The 16655-nt window shown below is 54.3% G+C and carries 12 protein-coding genes; all 12 read right to left on the minus strand.

What is annotated here, in order from left to right:
- Window positions 1–9: 9 nt before the first annotated feature.
- The gene (locus AC5RT3_RS18625; RefSeq protein ID WP_494124898.1) at window positions 10–411 is read right to left on the minus strand and encodes a VanZ family protein; all 402 of its coding nucleotides are present in this window, start codon (window positions 409–411) and stop codon (window positions 10–12) included.
- A gap of 190 nt (window positions 412–601) precedes the next feature.
- Window positions 602–1195 (minus strand): LPXTG cell wall anchor domain-containing protein, encoded by a 594-nt coding sequence (locus AC5RT3_RS18630; protein WP_494124899.1) that lies wholly within the window; start codon window positions 1193–1195, stop codon window positions 602–604.
- Between the two features lie 181 nt (window positions 1196–1376).
- Window positions 1377–3080, minus strand: a complete 1704-nt coding sequence (locus AC5RT3_RS18635) for a DUF4012 domain-containing protein (RefSeq protein WP_494124900.1) — start codon at window positions 3078–3080, stop codon at window positions 1377–1379.
- 160 nt (window positions 3081–3240) lie between these two features.
- Complete coding sequence (locus tag AC5RT3_RS18640; RefSeq protein ID WP_494124901.1) at window positions 3241–4554, minus strand: UDP-glucose dehydrogenase family protein; 1314 nt, start codon at window positions 4552–4554, stop codon at window positions 3241–3243.
- A gap of 58 nt (window positions 4555–4612) precedes the next feature.
- Entirely contained in the window at window positions 4613–6049 is a 1437-nt protein-coding gene (locus AC5RT3_RS18645) for a sugar transferase (protein ID WP_494124902.1), read from the minus strand.
- A gap of 27 nt (window positions 6050–6076) precedes the next feature.
- Window positions 6077–7051, minus strand: coding sequence for a GDP-L-fucose synthase family protein (locus tag AC5RT3_RS18650; RefSeq protein ID WP_494124903.1), 975 nt, complete (start codon window positions 7049–7051; stop codon window positions 6077–6079).
- On the minus strand, window positions 7051–8079 hold the full coding sequence (gene gmd, locus AC5RT3_RS18655; protein WP_494124904.1) for a GDP-mannose 4,6-dehydratase: 1029 nt from the start codon (window positions 8077–8079) through the stop codon (window positions 7051–7053). The genes AC5RT3_RS18650 and gmd overlap by 1 nt, the downstream gene beginning before the upstream one ends.
- Window positions 8080–9179: 1100 nt before the next feature.
- On the minus strand, window positions 9180–10493 hold the full coding sequence (locus AC5RT3_RS18660; RefSeq protein WP_494124905.1) for a lipopolysaccharide biosynthesis protein: 1314 nt from the start codon (window positions 10491–10493) through the stop codon (window positions 9180–9182).
- The gene (locus tag AC5RT3_RS18665; protein WP_494124906.1) at window positions 10481–12052 is read right to left on the minus strand and encodes a WecB/TagA/CpsF family glycosyltransferase; all 1572 of its coding nucleotides are present in this window, start codon (window positions 12050–12052) and stop codon (window positions 10481–10483) included. Before AC5RT3_RS18665 ends, AC5RT3_RS18660 begins: the two co-directional genes overlap by 13 nt.
- Window positions 12049–13170 carry an O-antigen ligase family protein gene (locus tag AC5RT3_RS18670; RefSeq protein WP_494124907.1) on the minus strand — a complete coding sequence of 374 codons (1122 nt, stop codon included), beginning with the start codon at window positions 13168–13170 and terminating at the stop codon, window positions 12049–12051. The genes AC5RT3_RS18665 and AC5RT3_RS18670 overlap by 4 nt, the downstream gene beginning before the upstream one ends.
- Window positions 13171–13301: 131 nt before the next feature.
- Window positions 13302–14270, minus strand: a complete 969-nt coding sequence (locus AC5RT3_RS18675) for a glycosyltransferase family 2 protein (RefSeq protein WP_494124908.1) — start codon at window positions 14268–14270, stop codon at window positions 13302–13304.
- Between the two features lie 155 nt (window positions 14271–14425).
- The gene (locus AC5RT3_RS18680; RefSeq protein WP_494124909.1) at window positions 14426–15937 is read right to left on the minus strand and encodes a tyrosine-protein kinase domain-containing protein; all 1512 of its coding nucleotides are present in this window, start codon (window positions 15935–15937) and stop codon (window positions 14426–14428) included.
- Between the last annotated feature and the right edge of the window lie 718 nt (window positions 15938–16655).

The following is a 16655-nucleotide window of genomic DNA, read 5'->3' on the forward strand; positions in this document are numbered from 1 at the left end:
TCTTTAGACCTACTGGAGGTCCGCTGCCGAAAGGCGGTGGGCCTCCAGACGTTTAAGGGCCACAGAGGCCATCAGAGCCCCGATCACAGCTCCTGACGTGTTTGTCACGAGGTCCACAGGACTAGCAAAGCGATTGTGGAGAAACAGGAGCTGGCCCAGCTCCATGCAGCCGGAGATGAGCAATCCGAAAGCCCCCACTTGCCACCAACGTTTTTCCGGAAATGCAAGGGCACTGACCATTCCAAAAGGAACAAAGAGTGCCACATTGGCCGAAGCCTCAACGAATCTGTAATCGAACCAGCGGGGCATTCCGTGGTGATGGAGGAACCGCAGAACGTCGGCGAGCTGTCCCTGAATGGGTTGATCTACCGGGCTAGGCCAAAAGGCTATAAAGGCCAGCGGGACCATCATTGCACCGAGAATGAGCTGCCAAAGACGACGATTGGAGAGGAGATGCAAAGGGCCCTCAGGGTTCTAAGCGGGGAGACAGTCGTTAGGAACATAGCTTGAGGGTTGGCTTGGCCAAAGACCGAAAACAAGAAGGTGGGTGGTCTCCTTTCCGGAGACCACCCACCTTCTTCGGCGTTAGCGCGTGATGCTGTTAGGCAGCAGCCTCTGCCTTAGCGCGGCGGCGTACAACCACTACGGAAGTTGCACCGGCGGCCAGGGCGCCAGCACCAATCAGGGTCCAAAGGACCAGGCCGGAGTCGGCACCAGTGTTGGCCAGGCCGGCGCCGGTGTTAGCCAGCGGGGCGCCGCCGGTGTTGGCCAAGGAAGCAACGACGGTGACCGTGACGGGTCCAACAACAACGCCGGAAGTGTTGCCCGTTGCTGTCAGCGAGTAGGTACCTGCTTCGCTGATGGAAATCGGAAGTGAGAAGCGGCCCTGTGCGTCTGCAACTGTCGAAAGCGTCTGCGGAGCCTGAACGACGGGAATCTTGGCCGCTACAGCAGCACCACCGGCGATGCTCGCGCCGTCCGATGCCGGGGCCTGGCCCGGAGTGACGGTGATGGTAAGGGTTTCACCGGCGAGGAAGCCCTGGCCGCTGAAGATGAAGTCTTCACCGGGACCAACGACGCCGTCAGAAACGGCGGCCTGCGGCGGAAGAGCGGGGTAGGTGGCTGCCATTGAAGGTGCCGCGCCTACAAGTGCGATAGAACCGGCAAGAGCGAGTGCTGCGAGTGTTTTCTTCATGTGTCCCCCCGGAGACGTTTAGGTTTTTGATGTACCCGATTTTGGGGAATATTCCCCTCCGCACGAGACCCTGTGCAGAACTACGGATAGGTATCCCGAAACGACGTTACCACCTAGTTCTCGTGGTGAGCAATCTTGAGCATCTTGGTTTACATACTGTTCACTATCCGTAATATCTGGATCAACGACAGGTCGCATTTTCAGTGTGCAATCTGACTTCCGATACTGGTTGTACCGTCGGTGTAACAAACAGTTCTGGATCCGCGTGCTGGACGATCTTGCCGAAGGTGAACTCTATTGTTTTGGTTTCACCAGGCGCTAGGCTGACCGCATACACTCCCACCGGCCGATTCCGATGGATGTAAGGGGCAAAGTTTGCCCGTTCGCCATCTAGCTGCGCAGTTTCAATCTGCGCCTGTACAGGTCCGTAAGCCACCACATTTGTTTGCACTGTGCCTGGCGGAATTCCGAATGCTCCGGCAGCAGTTACATAGGGCGGCAAGGATGTCGCTGCATCGGCAGGTGCGGTATTCGTGCTGGTGATGCGGACAATAGTTTGCTCGTATCCATCTTTTGCGCATTGACGCAGCAGTTGCACCGTCCGCCTGACGTAGAAGTCCATCTTGGCCCCTGTACCGTCATTGAAGTAAACACCGAACTGTGCAGGTGAGATGCTGGGACCATCTATGGACCCACTGAGGGAGTACTTCCCAATCACAGTCTGCTGGTCGGGCAGACTAGACCAAAGCAGTACCCGACCCTCATCTACGCCACGAGTGATACTCGCGATCAATCGTGGCGTATCTCCTTGACCGCTGGAAAGGGCTGCGAACACTTCCTTCGCCACGCCGGCAAAATAGCCGTCCTGATGCTCAGGCTGCTCAATCTTGTCGTAGACGTCGGAGAGCAACGTCTGGACGACGTTGCTGCTATCCAACGAACTCGGCAGTCCAATCTGTGCCAAATTGCCCGCCTCCGGGACCGTCAGAGTGACTGGTCCTGTTACTTCCAATATGTAGCTCAAGGCCACCGGATCAATTGATATGACCCCATCCACCCGTTGACCTGTCTTACGCTCCCACATTGCTTGGGCTGTGACGGCGGCAGTTGGAAAATTTGGGGTGAGATTAACATCCTGGATGTACTTGCCCATCCGAGAAGTAAAGATTTGCTGCTGCTCAGGGTCAACAGGCACGTTAGGAGACATAACGCCGACGCCGCCTGCGCTGTTCTGCGCACTGAGCGAAAGCTTGCCATTATCGATGGTCAAGATAGCAAGTGCGCCTGGTATGCCACCGGAAGCCCGTGACTCCGCATTGTTCTGAATCATAAGCAAGTAGCTCTTAGGATCCTCAGCCCCCATCATAGCGGGGGCTATACTCGCCACATCCGCTGCAGTGTTCAGGGCACCGGTGGCCTCTCTGAGCTGCTGTGCAGCGTCTGATACCGGTTTTGCTACTTCCGGCAGAAGATGTGCCTTTTCAATTGCCTCAAGTCTTTCTGCGGAGACTTGAACGGCATAAGCGGAAGCGGCAACGACAGGGGATGCCGTCTTGAGCGGCTCCAAATTCGCACCGGCGCCCGCAGGCATCAGAGCTTCCCAGTCCAAAGACGTGTACACGTTTACTAGCGGCGCTAATCCCAGGGCGGACACGTCGTCCGCTGACCGAGCAACCTCGGCTATCGCACCGAAATTGACCCCCAGCCAAGGCAATCCTGTCGCTAGCGTCCAGACGGGGTCACTCGCCGTTTCGCGTGCAGACGACGTGCGTCGCTGTAGCTCAGTGACAGTGTTCCTAGCAGCCTGCGTGTCTGAAGTTGCTATTTCCTGTTTGAGCTGTGGTATAAGGCCTGCGGCGACTTCTAAATCTTCTTTGATAGACATTGCCTTGATGCTGAGCCATCCACCTACCAATACAACGCCCGCCACAAGGGCTGCAATAAGTAGCAGTGCTTTGTAGAGCCGAGGGGCTCGACGATTGCTTCTGCGTCTAGCGTCGGCATACCGCCCGAAAAACGTCGGTTCGCTCTTTTGGGGTTCCATGTCAAGGGCGCCCAAGTCCGCGGTAGATCCAGCCGGCGGAACGCCACTTTTCTGGATTTAGAGCATTTCTGCCATCCAGTATTCGTGGCGTGCCAACCTTACTCACGGATTCATAGGGGTCCAATTCGCGGTACTCAGACCACTCTGTGAGCAAAAGAAGAACGTCCGCGCCTGCCAAGGCAGAATCAGTTTCCGATTCGTAGTGCAATTCTGGAAATCTCTGAGCAGCATTACCGAGGGCTTTTGGATCTGTTACCGTGACCACCGCTCCTTGAAGTTGCAATTGGGCAGCAATGCTGAGAGCGGGCGAATCACGGACGTCATCACTTTCCGGTTTGAAGGCCGCACCCAGTACGGTGATCCGCTGGCCAAGCAGAGATCCGCCACAAATTTCACGGGTAAGCTCCACGACACGTGTCCTTCGGCGCATGTTAATGGAATCAACTTCGCGAAGGAATGTTAGTGCCTGGTCAGCCCCAAGTTCACCGGCCCGCGCCATAAAGGCCCTAATATCCTTGGGGAGACAGCCTCCACCGAAGCCGATGCCAGCGTTGAGGAACTTTCGACCGATGCGGTCATCTAGGCCGATCGCATCTGCCAGTAGGGTCACGTCTGCTCCAGCTGCATCACAAAGCTCAGCCATCGCATTAATGAAAGAAATCTTTGTTGCTAAGAACGAGTTGGCCGCAGTCTTTACCAACTCCGCTGTTTGCAGATCGGTAACTAAGCGTGGTGTCCCTGACTCCAGTGGAGCGGAATAAACCCGGTCCAGGACTCGAACAGCAGGATGGTCATACGAAGCACCTGGGACACCGTAAACAAATCTGTCAGGTTGGAGGGTGTCAGAAACAGCGTGTCCTTCCCGAAGAAACTCAGGGTTCCACATCAGGTGTGCGGAAGGGTGGCTGCCTTCTACGATTGAGGCGAGTCGTTGCGCTGTGCCCACAGGCACGGTGGATTTGCCAACGATGATGTCGTCGGGGGATATATAGGGGATAAGGGCAGAAACCGCAGAATCCACATATCGCAGATCGGCGCCGTTTTCTCCCTTCTTTTGGGGGGTGCCTACGCATATAAAGTGCACCGCACTTCCCGCGGCGGCGGACATGTCACTTGTAAACGATAGTCTTCCTGTTCCCTGGACTTCTTTAAGGAGCGCGTCTAGGCCGGGCTCAAAAAAGGGCGCCTGCCCCCCGGCAAGTTCTGTGACTTTGCGTTCGTCGACGTCAATTCCGACGACCTCATGCCCTAGCTTTGCCATGCAGGCCGCATGGACAGCACCCAAATAGCCACAGCCAATTACAGATATACGCATTCTGTTGAGTTCCTTCCCCGTGGGGTCAGTTGTGTCCGTAGAATCAGGACGAGCGAAATCAATAGGCGCCCGAGCTGCCAAATACAGCGCGGACTGTTTTAAGGATGATTACGAGATCGCCAGCAAGAGACCAGTTTTCTACGTAGTACAGATCCAGTCGAACAGAGTCTTGCCAAGACAAATTTGAGCGCCCGCTTACCTGCCACAGCCCAGTAAGCCCAGGTTTAACGAGGAGGCGCCTTCGAACGTCACTTTCGTAGACGTCAACCTCGCTAGGAAGCGGCGGACGTGGACCGACAAGGCTCATCGAACCTGACAGCACGTTAAGGAGTTGGGGGAGCTCGTCGATACTGAAGCGCCGCAGGACCCTACCCAATCGCGTTACCCGAGGATCGTTTTTGAGTTTGAAGAGCGGACCGCTACCTTCATTCGCGTGGTGGAGCCCGGCCAAATGGGTCTCTGCGTCCACAACCATAGATCGGAACTTGAGCATAGAGAAAGGGATACCCTCCATGCCCACTCGCTCTTGCCGAAAGAGCACAGGGCCAGGGCTATCGATCTTAATCAGGATTCCAACTAAAAGCATGGCAGGAAATGCTACGACTAGTAGAAGTAGGGCAGAAACGAAGTCAAATAGGCGTTTAGCAACCCGTTGACCTGCCTCCAAGGTCGGTGTAGTTACGTGGATCAGCGGTAAGCCAGCTACTTGTTGAGTATGGATGCGTGGACCTGCAATATCGGTGAGGGCTGGTGCCATTATTAGTCCGATGTTTCGCGCCGCTAGCTCCCACCCGAGATGCCGAAGTGTCTGAGGGTGCAACTGCACGCCAGCGGACACTGCGACCGCATCTGCTCCGCAAGCTTCCAACGCAGCGACTATAGATCCTGTGTCAGGGTCATGACCCATAACCTTGAGGCCTAAGCGTTCCTCAAAACCTGCGTTTGCCTCGACCCCCGGCGTGTAGACGGCGACTGGCAGGTAACCCGCGTGCTTGGCACGGTAAAGAGAGGATGCCAGATGTGACACAGCACCGGGCCCACCTAGCAAAAGCAACCGAGACATGCTCCTGCCTTGCCCCCGCTTGACGTTGAGATGTTGACGAATAAGCCACCGTCCAAGAAGTAGGCCAAGAAGCCCTACAGGGAGCGCTAGTCCGACGTATCCACGTGCTGTATCGATTCTCAATACATAAGAAACGATGGCAATTATTCCGAACAACCACAGTGACGCTGCGGCAACTCTTTTGTACTCATCGGGACCAGAACCAAGAATTCTACTCTGCCTACTATTCCAAGCTCCGAGCATAAACCACCAAGCAATAGCTAATACTATGGATAACCATACATAGCTGAAGTCCTGATCCACTGACGTAAGCTCGGGGTCCACTCCAAACCTGATTAGATACGCCCCTACGACGGCCCAAGTGACGATGAATGCATCGACTATTCGCAGCAATCGTGATGAATTTCTCCGCCAATCGCTGTCCTCTTTCACCGACGTTCCCCCAATTTCATAAGCTTTCTAGCGCCGAATGGACAGAGAATGCTCTCTAAACCATTCGACGGTTGTACGAACACCTTCTTCAAGCTGGATCGCGGCCGACCAGCCAGCTTGATTCAGTTTCGAAACGTCGAGTAACTTTCTAGGCGTACCATCGGGTTTGGAGGTGTCCCAGTGGATTTCGCCGGTGTAGCCCACGGCTGACGCGACGAGAGAAGCCAACTCGCGTATGGTCACGTCCTTCCCCGTTCCCACATTCACGTGAGAATGCCCGTCGTAATTCTCCAAGAGATGAAGACAGGCAGAAGCCATATCATCAACGTGCAGGAACTCCCTACGCGGTGATCCTGATCCCCAGTTGGTGACGAAAGACGCTCCTGAGTTGGCCGCCTCGTCAAAGCGACGTATCAGTGCTGGTAACACATGAGAAGAGGTAGGGGAGAAATTGTCGCCCGGACCGTAGAGATTTGTTGGCATAGCAGAAATCCATGGAAGGCCGTATTGCCGGCGAACCGCTTGAACATGCATGATGCCCGCTATCTTCGCGATGGCATAGGCATCGTTCGTCGGCTCAAGGTGCCCGGTAAGGAGAGAGTCTTCTCGTATGGGCTGCTCAGCAAATTTTGGATAGATGCATGACGACCCTAGAAAAAGCAAGCGCTCGACATTGAACTCCCTGGCGGCATCTAGTACGTTCACCTGGATCTGCAGGTTGTCGCTGAGGAAATCGACAGGTGAATTCTGATTTGCTAGTATTCCGCCCACTTTGGCGGCAGCAAGTACGGCATAACGGGGCTTGATTTCGGCGAAATATGCCATGACAGCATCACGGTTCCGAAGATCGAGTTCAGATGAGGGCACCCCGTGGAGACTTGTGAAGCCTTCTGCCACCAGTTTCCGCCAAATTGCAGAACCCACTAATCCGCGATGGCCCGCGATGAAAAACGTGGCGGCCCTGTCTAAGGGCGCGGGCTCAAACCGTGACTCGACTGACACTACTTTTCCCAACTTTCCAAGGCAACCCTATCGATCCAATGGTTACCGGCATGCTTCAGGGCCTGAATGTCTGCATCGACCATGATTCGTGCCAGTTCTGGTGTGTGTATTGAAGCCTTCCACCCCAGTTTCGATTGTGCCTTTGAGGCATCGCCGACGAGAGCGTCGACTTCGGTGGGACGGAGGTACCGCTCATCGAACCGGACATGATCTTCCCAATTCAAACCAACATGCTCAAAAGAGAATTGCAGGAAGTCGCGGACGGTGTAATTGTCACCCGTGGCGAGCACGAAATCTTCCGGTTCATCGGCCTGCAACATCCGCCACATACCCTCCACATACTCAGCAGCGTAGCCCCAGTCACGCACAGCATCTAGGTTGCCCATGTATAGCAGGTCTTGCTTCCCCGCTTTGATGGCTGCAACGGCGCGGGTTATTTTCCTGGTTACAAACGTTTCACCGCGACGAGGCGATTCGTGATTGAAAAGAATGCCATTAACAGCAAACATGCCATAGGCTTCACGGTAGTTTTTGGTGATCCAGTGACTGTAAACTTTCGCGGCTCCATAAGGAGAACGAGGATAAAAGGGTGTCTCCTCGTTTTGGGGCGGTGGCGTTGCCCCAAACATCTCTGAGGACGAGGCTTGATAGAAGCGTGTCTGGATGCCGGAAAGACGAACAGCCTCCAACAAACGGATTGTTCCGACTCCTGTCGTATCCGCCGTATGTTCCGGCTCGTCAAATGAAACACGGACGTGAGATTGTGCTGCTAGGTTATAGACCTCGTCAGGCTTAATTTGGGCGAGAAGGGTAACCAGTCGCGCCCCGTCACTTAGGTCGCCGTAGTGGAGGAACAGTCGCGCGTTCGCATCGTGAGGATCGACGTAGAGATGATCAATACGTGCAGTATTGAACGTTGAAGCCCGCCGAATAAGTCCGTGAACTTCATACCCCTTCCCCAGTAATAACTCCGCGAGATAAGACCCGTCTTGTCCAGTGATGCCAGTAATGAGTGCACGTTTAGTCATTATATTGTCCCCTTTGTTTTTTCTCTCATATCCCGATGCAACCAACCGAGGCCTGCGCCGTCCTGCCGATGATCATGATCGCTGAAGTGCGCAAGAATACATCGAGATTGATTTCTGTTGTAACTATTGCGCATTGCTGGACCCCTCGAGGGAGCGCCAGCTCAGGGTCGCCTTCTTGGGATCGGACAGGAGTGACATTTGGTGTTGCGAACCAGTCCAAGGTCCTAAGTCTCTCTTTGAGACCGCGTGCTCCACACGGATACCAAGCTCAGCTGTCGTGAGTAGTTCTCCATCGTCCCGGTCGAACGCGAAAATTGTCCTGCAGTGTTTCGAAAGCCATCCTGCAGCTAGGGCAAGAGTGCCTTGTGACAAGCACAACTCGTCGAAACTAGCCAGCTCCCTGAAATCGCTTTCGAGATATGACGAACTAACACCGCACTCAATGCCTTGGCTTGAGCAGTAGGCGACCAGTTGGTTTACGTAAGGATGACGTATATCTTGGCATACCAAGTGGACTCCGCCGAGCTTGGCCGCATGGGAACGATCGATCGCATCCAAGAAGAAACGAAATGGTGGCGGCATATAGAGTGGATGAGGCCTTGCGTCGAACGTGTCACCAGCGCGGAGGTGAATTCCAAGTTTCTCGACGCGAGAGGTCCCTTGCAGTAGAGGCACGTTGGATCGGAGAGCTGCTACGGTGCGGCCGCGGTGCAAGCGGTCCAGGGTGATGCCAAGCTTCTGAAAATAGAAAAAATCACCGGACAGGTGATGCCCCCTCTTTGCTCCGGCAGGATCGCAGGCGAGGAGCGCGATATCCCGGACTCTTCCGGGTGAGAAGAACGATCCAGCTGGGAGTCGGACGGCGGGAATGCTGTGTATTTCGGCGAATCTCACGGCATTGGAAACTTGGCGAATGTGATTACCGAGGTTATATCGTCTCACAATGGACAACTCGTCAAATTCCCCAGCAAATGGGGTCTTGTTCGTGAAGATTACCTCTCGGCCCGCGCTGGGGTTTGCCTTCTGGCCGACAGAATACAACCACGATATTCCGTACTTGCGAGCTTCAAGAGGTAGCAGGGGTCGAACAAATTGAATTTTCAATATTTTTCCATAATTGTCTGGGGCTGTTGTTTCATCCGAACGAGGAGGATCACAGCAAGGAGAATAAGTGTGGTGGTCGAAGAAATAACAGGCCCACTAATCCCCAGTGTCATGGTAAGCACTATGGAGAGGCATACGTTTGTAATGGCCAGCAGTGCCGACATTTTTGCCCGGAACCTAGAACCGCCCGCGCCAGCAAAAACACCCATCAAGGGTGCACTGACAGCGCTGGTGAAAGCAAATATCGCCAATGCTACATAGAGCGACAGCGGACTTGCTATCTGGTTGTGAGATAGAAGCCCAGCAAGCCACGGTCCAACGGCGATGCTAACTGTGCAGACAACTAAAGAAACAACCCCTACAAGCAGACTGAGCCGCCGGACTTTCGCCAGCATTACTTGAAGATTATACGAGGTTCTCCAGGAGCTAACGCGAGTCGTAATGAGCGGGTTGAGCGCTAATGACAGAAGCATGGCCAGTGTCATCACACGGCTGGCAAGCCCAAACTCGCCAGCCGCTACTGTCCCTGCTACGAGGCTGACGATACTTGCATCGAAGGCATAGTTCAGTGAGTTCGACCAAGCCCAGACGGTCATATTCTTTACTGCCCTGAGCTCACGTAACCGGCGAAGCTGTCGCCAGCTAAAAAGCGTTTGCCGAAGGTATATGCGTGATGATTTTATAGTCTTCTTTAGGGCAAAAAGATAGGTGAGGTAGGGAAGCGCTAGACCGAGCCCAGTCGCAGCAGAGGCTGCAACCAAGTTTGGACTGACCAATAAAACTACGAACAGTAGCGGTAACCCAACAACTGTTGTCGAGGTCTGAAGTAGATGAACTAAGGCAGTCTTTCCCGTTCCCTCCAAAAATCCTCTAGCGGGGCCGCCAAACAAGGCTGTGGCAGAAAATCCCATGCAAAGTAGACCCGCCGCCCACGGGTTATCTCCTGAAGGCGAGATAATCAGGGCAACTGTTCCACTGCCAAGGAAACCCATGACAACGACAACGCCAGCCGTTGAAGCCAAGTTATGCAGCCTGTTTAACCGTCCGAAGTTAGGTGTACGGCGCTCGGCAATAATCGCACGTGTCGCTTGGCTTAGGCCGTCAGCTACCGCTAGAACAATGATGCAGAGGCCGCTGAAGGCAACAATGCTGCCATACCCGGTCACAGCAACGCCGGCAAGGAGCAACGGGATCCGCAAGAACGCGCCGATGGCGAGGACTGCTTGTGCTGTTCCGTAAGCTGCCAGGGTGTGGCTCCAAGAGCTCTTAAAAACCGCCGGTAGAGCCGCGGAGACTTTCAGAGCGACCATGGCGCAGCTATCGCTCTAGCAACAGTAACCAGACCCTTAGAGTATCGGGGAGCAGTCCGCTTCGCGTCTGTACCTAATCTCCATGCCCACTCCAAGTGAACTTTCTGTAGCAGCTTCGGGGCACGCTTTTCCACTTTTGCTAGCAGCCTTAGCCAGCCTCCACATGTGATCACCAGGGGCGCATGGACCCTTGACTGATGACGTTCCAGCCATTTGGCCTCCAACGGCATTCCCAAGCCAAGGACGAGAACGTCTGGGGTGTGCCGATTGAATTCGGCCAGGGGAAGCGCGTAGTCGTCCCAATAGCCGTGAGTTGAGTAAACGACCTCCACGGCCGGTAACGCGTTAAGCTCACGACCCGCTTGAATCGCCACGTGCTCTTCGCCGCCGATAATTCCTACCTTAACTGGCCGCCCGAGTCGTTTTGCGGCTTGCACAAATACCGCGGGAGCAAAATCTGTAGTTGCCATTTTATCGAGCGCAGGTCCTGGCGTAAGCCTAGAAATTAGGGAAAGAGATATACCGTCGACCATAGATATATCTGCGCGATTGAACGATGCCCGGAAAGTAGGTTCGGCAGCATGAATCAAAGAAGTGATGTGTGCTGCTACAACTGACTTCGTCTCACCATCTCTTGTCACCACAAAATCGCACGCCTTGTCGATGAGCTGAACGGGTTTCAACGTATCAATTTGTAGTCCCGCGATGCTCCGACGTAAGCGCACCGACTGATTTCCTGTCTCAAGGCCAAATATTAGTGACAGAGGGGAACTAACCAGAGCGCGAACTCCTTTAATACCCTGAATTACCGAAAGAAGCTTGGCGAACGCACGAGCTTGGGAGATCGGAGGAAGCAGGTCTCTATGTCTCCGTACAAGAGCGAAGTTTCCGAGCTGACGTGTGGGGATGGTTGCCTTATACGCATGTAAAACGGCGATGTCGCCCCAGTAGCTCATACGTGGTGAGCTGCGGTACGCACGCAGTACAAAGTCGACATCTTCTGCCGCCGCAAGGGGGGCACCTACGCCAAACTGCTCATCGAATCCTCCCAGTGTCCGTATCTGCGCTGCCCTAATGAAGATGCCAGCCGAGGAAGTTACCTGCATGAGGATTTGCGGCGTCAATTGCTTGATGTAGCCTGGCCACCGAGACCTATTTATGTCGTTTGGGCTAGGGGCGTAGGGCATGATCACCAAGTCTGCCCCCTCTGCCGTGAAACGATCGCGAACAACAGAACCGAATCCTGAAGAGAAATGGCAGTCATCGTCGGGGAAGCAGATTATGTCATTATCGGCGTCTGGCACTGAGGCTAAGTAACCTTCAAGCCCCGCGTTTCTTGCCTTTGAAATCCCACAGGGATCTGTGATGATTACGTTTGAAATTCTATCCAGTCCATGGGTTTGCAAGGTTCGATCGAGGTCTTCACGGGCTGAAAAGGCGGTGCTTCTTAGGACGATAAACCATTCGTCAATCTCTGCCCGGCCACTTTCCAGCAACCGTGAAAAATCACTGCCTAAACATTCGTCATGGTCGACGGTGACGATTGCAACGAGCCTCAATGTTGACTCTCCCTAACTTCAATAGATTTACAAAATGCGGTTTGGGACCGAGCCCAGGGGGTCAGAGTGCACGAAACCAGTGCAAGTGTCCAGAAGGCAGGACCTTTTAGATCATAGGTCCATACCGGCTCGGTTATGGAGACGATGCCCACCGTCATGGTGAAGACTAGACAAAGACCTTGTATCCGTGACTTGTTACCGCTGACGTTGACGTGGAGAAGTTGAAAGAGCCAATAACTAAAGAACAACATAAGGAGAAGGCCACCGTTGACGATAATGTACGGAAGCCCGCCGTGCTCGTGTGAGATAGCATAGTTTGCCGACATACCGATACTGAATGCGTCTTCTAGGACTCCGCGTCCGGGGCCGATCAATGGTTGGCTTTCCCAGTAGCCGTGGAGCAAGTCATAGATAAAGCCGCGGCCTGTGAAAGCTAAAGCATCGAGTGGAATAAAAAACAATGCTGCAGAGGTTGCAAAGAGGGCGCCAGCGACTCCAGCGGAGAGGGAGTAAAGCCAGGTAAGGGCACGATGATTCTTTACGCTTAGGAAGACTAGCGACATGATTGAAACTACTATCGCGGCAGCGGTCACGGTTCTGCTGCCTGACATGCCGATTAGGGTGATTAGTAGGATCGTGCCAGCGGCGCGAGAAAATCCGCGGAGCCCGAACATGACAGGCCCCAAGCTCATGATCATAAAGATCGCAAGCACGTTTTCCTGAGGGAAGAAGGATGTCAGGAGTCCGTCTAGGGGGCTGCACTTATCGAGTCTGCACGGAACCAGTGCACGTTCGGGATTGACAAAAAAGAACGCGCAAGCTGCAATTGCCGTCCAAATAGCTAAGTTGCCCAGGAGTTTGATGTCTGCTTTGCTAATCCCGTTTACTGCCGTTGCAGCCAAAATCACAGTAGCGAGTAGGACTGTGGTTGCAGATGCGAAATCCTGTCGCAATACGTATATCCCGGCTAGCAGAACAGGCACGGATACTACTAAGTAGGGCATAGACAGAGTGCGCTTTTGGGACAATAAGTCCTTGACAATCGTCAGGAGTGCTAAGCCCAACAGCGCTGCAATGTATGAATACGTGAAAATTCCGGTGTAGTTGGATGTGGTCACCCATGTCCATTGGCCAGCAAAATCACGGACTTTCGTGGCCCCATCAACGAGAGTACTTACGGCTGAGATAAGGGGAGCCATCACGTACAGGAGCGGAAGTAGGATGTTGCGCGGAAGTTGTGGGCTCTCCATCAGACTTTGAGCGATAACTCGAATAATGGCGCGGTTATCGGGTCTAGGGTTCCCGCTTCTCTCCCCACGGACTGCCAACGTAGTTTGGCGAGTGTTCCGACAGGATCAATGGCCGATGACCGCAGCAGTTCAACACTTGCCTGGATGGTCTTCCCTTGGCCGAATAGGGCGCCGGCCCGCCTGTAATGTTTTCCCGCCCGATACTTGCGTGGAATGGCGGACGAGGTTAGGCGGGCGACAACATCGCGCGAATAGTCAGGCGCCTTGCCTGATTTGATCGCAGCCCGGACCGCATCTGCTGCCAAGCCTTGTTCTATATAACTATCGTCGCTGCTCGAGCCTGCTTGTAGAACATAACCTACCAGCGGTACTTGGCTCGGTATAGACAGGTCGGCAGCCGCGGCAACTCTTGAAAGCCACTCCAGGTCCTGAGCTCGTCGAAATGCTTCGTTGAATAATCCAACTTGCTCCACTAGCGATTTGCTAACGATAACACTCGATAGAGGCACGGGCATTGCAGATGCTAAACGAAGGGCATGTGTTGCTTTCGTTTCATCCGTAAAGCGAACATTGTTACCGAGGATACGTCCACTCGGTGAAAGATAGTGCATGAACGTGCCAGAAAATGCAGCGGCTTTACCGTTAATTTTGGAGATTTGAGATTCGATTTTGTTCGGGTACCAGACATCATCGGCGTCCAGAAACGCAATGTAGTTACCTCGCGCGGCTTGAATTCCTGTGTTCCGAGCAGCGCCACTGCCGGGCGTTGAACACGAAAGAATTTTGATTTCCAGGTTCCCTGGTCGTTGCTTAGCTGCCCGGACAGTGTCATCGGTAGAACCGTTGTCAACAACTAAAACTTCATATGGCGTGATGCCTTGATTTTTTATCGATTCAATGGCTCTACCTATTGTGGAGCTCGCGTTTTTCGCCGGTATGATGACCGAAAGTCTGGTGCCATCCGTCACGTAAGATGTCCTTTTCTTCCTTTGACGCGTCTTATAGGAACGTCAAAGGGTATTCTGATCGATCAGCCCCCGACTGCTCAGATGCGAGTATGAATCAACTCACCTAGGTCAGGTACGCGTGGCGTCATTTCGCCGGGGGCTGGAGCTGGAAATGATTAGCGGATGACGTCATCTGGGACGGACTTTGTCCCGTTCGACATCCAGTGAGAATTGGCTTGTTCAAGAAGGTCGCGAGGGTAGGCTTTCGGGTGTCGCGCACTGGTAGTGGAGGCACCGTCGCTGATTGGCGATCCCAATGATTCCTCGGAGGTGTCGTGACTGTAGTAGCTGTAGTAACCCCGACTGTATGCATCCGGCCCCTTCACGGGCAGCCTGTTGAGCACGACACCCAAGATGTTTGCCTTAACCAATTGCAGTGCCCCCATCGACTTGGCGAGTTCTTGCGTCCGCGTTTTTTGTATTCCCACTACTACGGCAACTCCTCCGACGTTCTGCGCCAGCACGACGGCGTCTGTCACCGGCAAAAGGGGTGGTGCATCGATAATGACGGTGTCGAAGGCGTCCTCCAGGCCTGCAAGCAGACTGCGCATCGCCTCAGACCCCAGGAGCTCGCTGGGGTTGGGAGGAATCTGTCCGGAGGTGAGAACGTACAAGTTGTCATCGCCCCACGGTTGCAGCAAGTCGTTGAGGTCTGCCCCACCCACGAGCGCGGTCGTAAGGCCAGCCCCGCGCTCAAGTCGCAAATATTCGTGGACCATAGGACGTCGCAGGTCGGCGTCCACAAGGCAGACGTTCTGCCCTGCTTGTGCCAAAGCGATGGCAAGGTTTGTTGCGGTTGTGCTCTTGCCTTCACCCGGGACGGAGGAAGTGACAAGAACCGACTTGGCTTGCCCCGCGACGTTCGCGAACTGCAGATTTGTACGAAGTTGGCGAAAGGATTCCGCACGCGGACTTTGATGGACGCTTTGGGTTAGCAGCGGCTTCTTGGCGGCATCGCTGTCGTACGCGATGCCGCCAAGCACTGGCGTCTGTACGGTTCGCTGGACATCTGCCTCCCCGCGGATTCGTGTATCCAGAACCGATCGAGCCAGAGCGGCTCCGACGCCACCCAACAAACCAAGGAGGGCCCCAAGGCCCAAATTCAACTTGGTATTCGGGGCCGACGGCTGTTCTGGCGCCTCCGCTGGGGCAATAACTGAAAGATTGACAGGTGACGTGCCGCCAGTGGTTGGACGCTCTAGCTTGTCAACGGCTTCAATAAGACTGCGAGCCACAGCCTCCGCAGTTGCAGCAGCACGGACTGGTGATGTGTCCTCAACTGAAATGTTTATGAGGACAGTGTTCATGTCGTTCGTAGCCTTGACCTGCCGCGCCAGAGCGGACGCAGAGGTAGGAAGTCCAAGGGAATCAATAACTGGTTGTAGAACCACAGGAGCAGTGACTGTTTTGACGTATGACTGAACTCTTGCCTGGCTGAAGGTGTTGCCTTGCTGTAGTTCCTGAACGGAACCGGAGCTTTGTATTGCTACGAATAGTTGCGTCTCAGCCGTGTAGGTAGGTTTAACCAGGAGCGCTGATGCTCCGCCGCACATGATTCCAACCAGACTAACCGTGACAACCAGGACCCAGCTCCGCCTCAATATGCGCAGAAAGTCGAGTATATTCAAGCGGATCCCCCTAGTGGCGCCAGCTCGTGGTCAAATGAGCGGCCGATCAAGAACAGACATTCGAGCCAACTCTACCGCGACTTGGGGCTACACTCGTACGCGGATGAAGGATCTGTAGCCCGCCCCGGCCCTCTTAACCCTACTTTTGACGAAGCTAACCGCCTAGCGAATGGCGGTCTGAATCGCATCCCTAGATATTGGACGTGAAGTTGATATCGTGGTCAGAATTTCCAGCACGCTTCTGGTGGTGTTTTGGCCTCGAACTTCCCGCGGTATCAAGCGCGTGCAGGCCAGACAACCGGGTCGTGTGGTGAAAATTATCAGACTGTGCGTGCAGGCCAGCAGGTGATATAAGAGTCATGCGAAGATAAAGCCGCCTCCGAGGTGGCGACACTCCATGAATTGCCGGCATGAGCTGATCGGGCTTTATAGCCCCTGTCAAGGCTTGTTGGCTTCAAACGGAGCAATTGTCACTTGGTGCCCAAGGGTCGCGAAACTTCTTAGCCAGACCAAGGTTGCCGCTTTTGGGGAAAACAAGACGGAACTTCGAGTTGCCACAGGAAATTCAGAGGGGCAAATATGTGTGGAATCGTGGGATATGTGGGCCGTCCGGTTGACGGGGTAATTGCCGGTCACAGTGCGTTGGATGTTGTCCTGGAGGGGCTGCGCCGCCTGGAGTACCGGGGCTACGACTCCGCCGGGGTGGCGGTGGTGTCCA

Source organism: Arthrobacter sp. Y3221159, assembly GCF_059089885.1.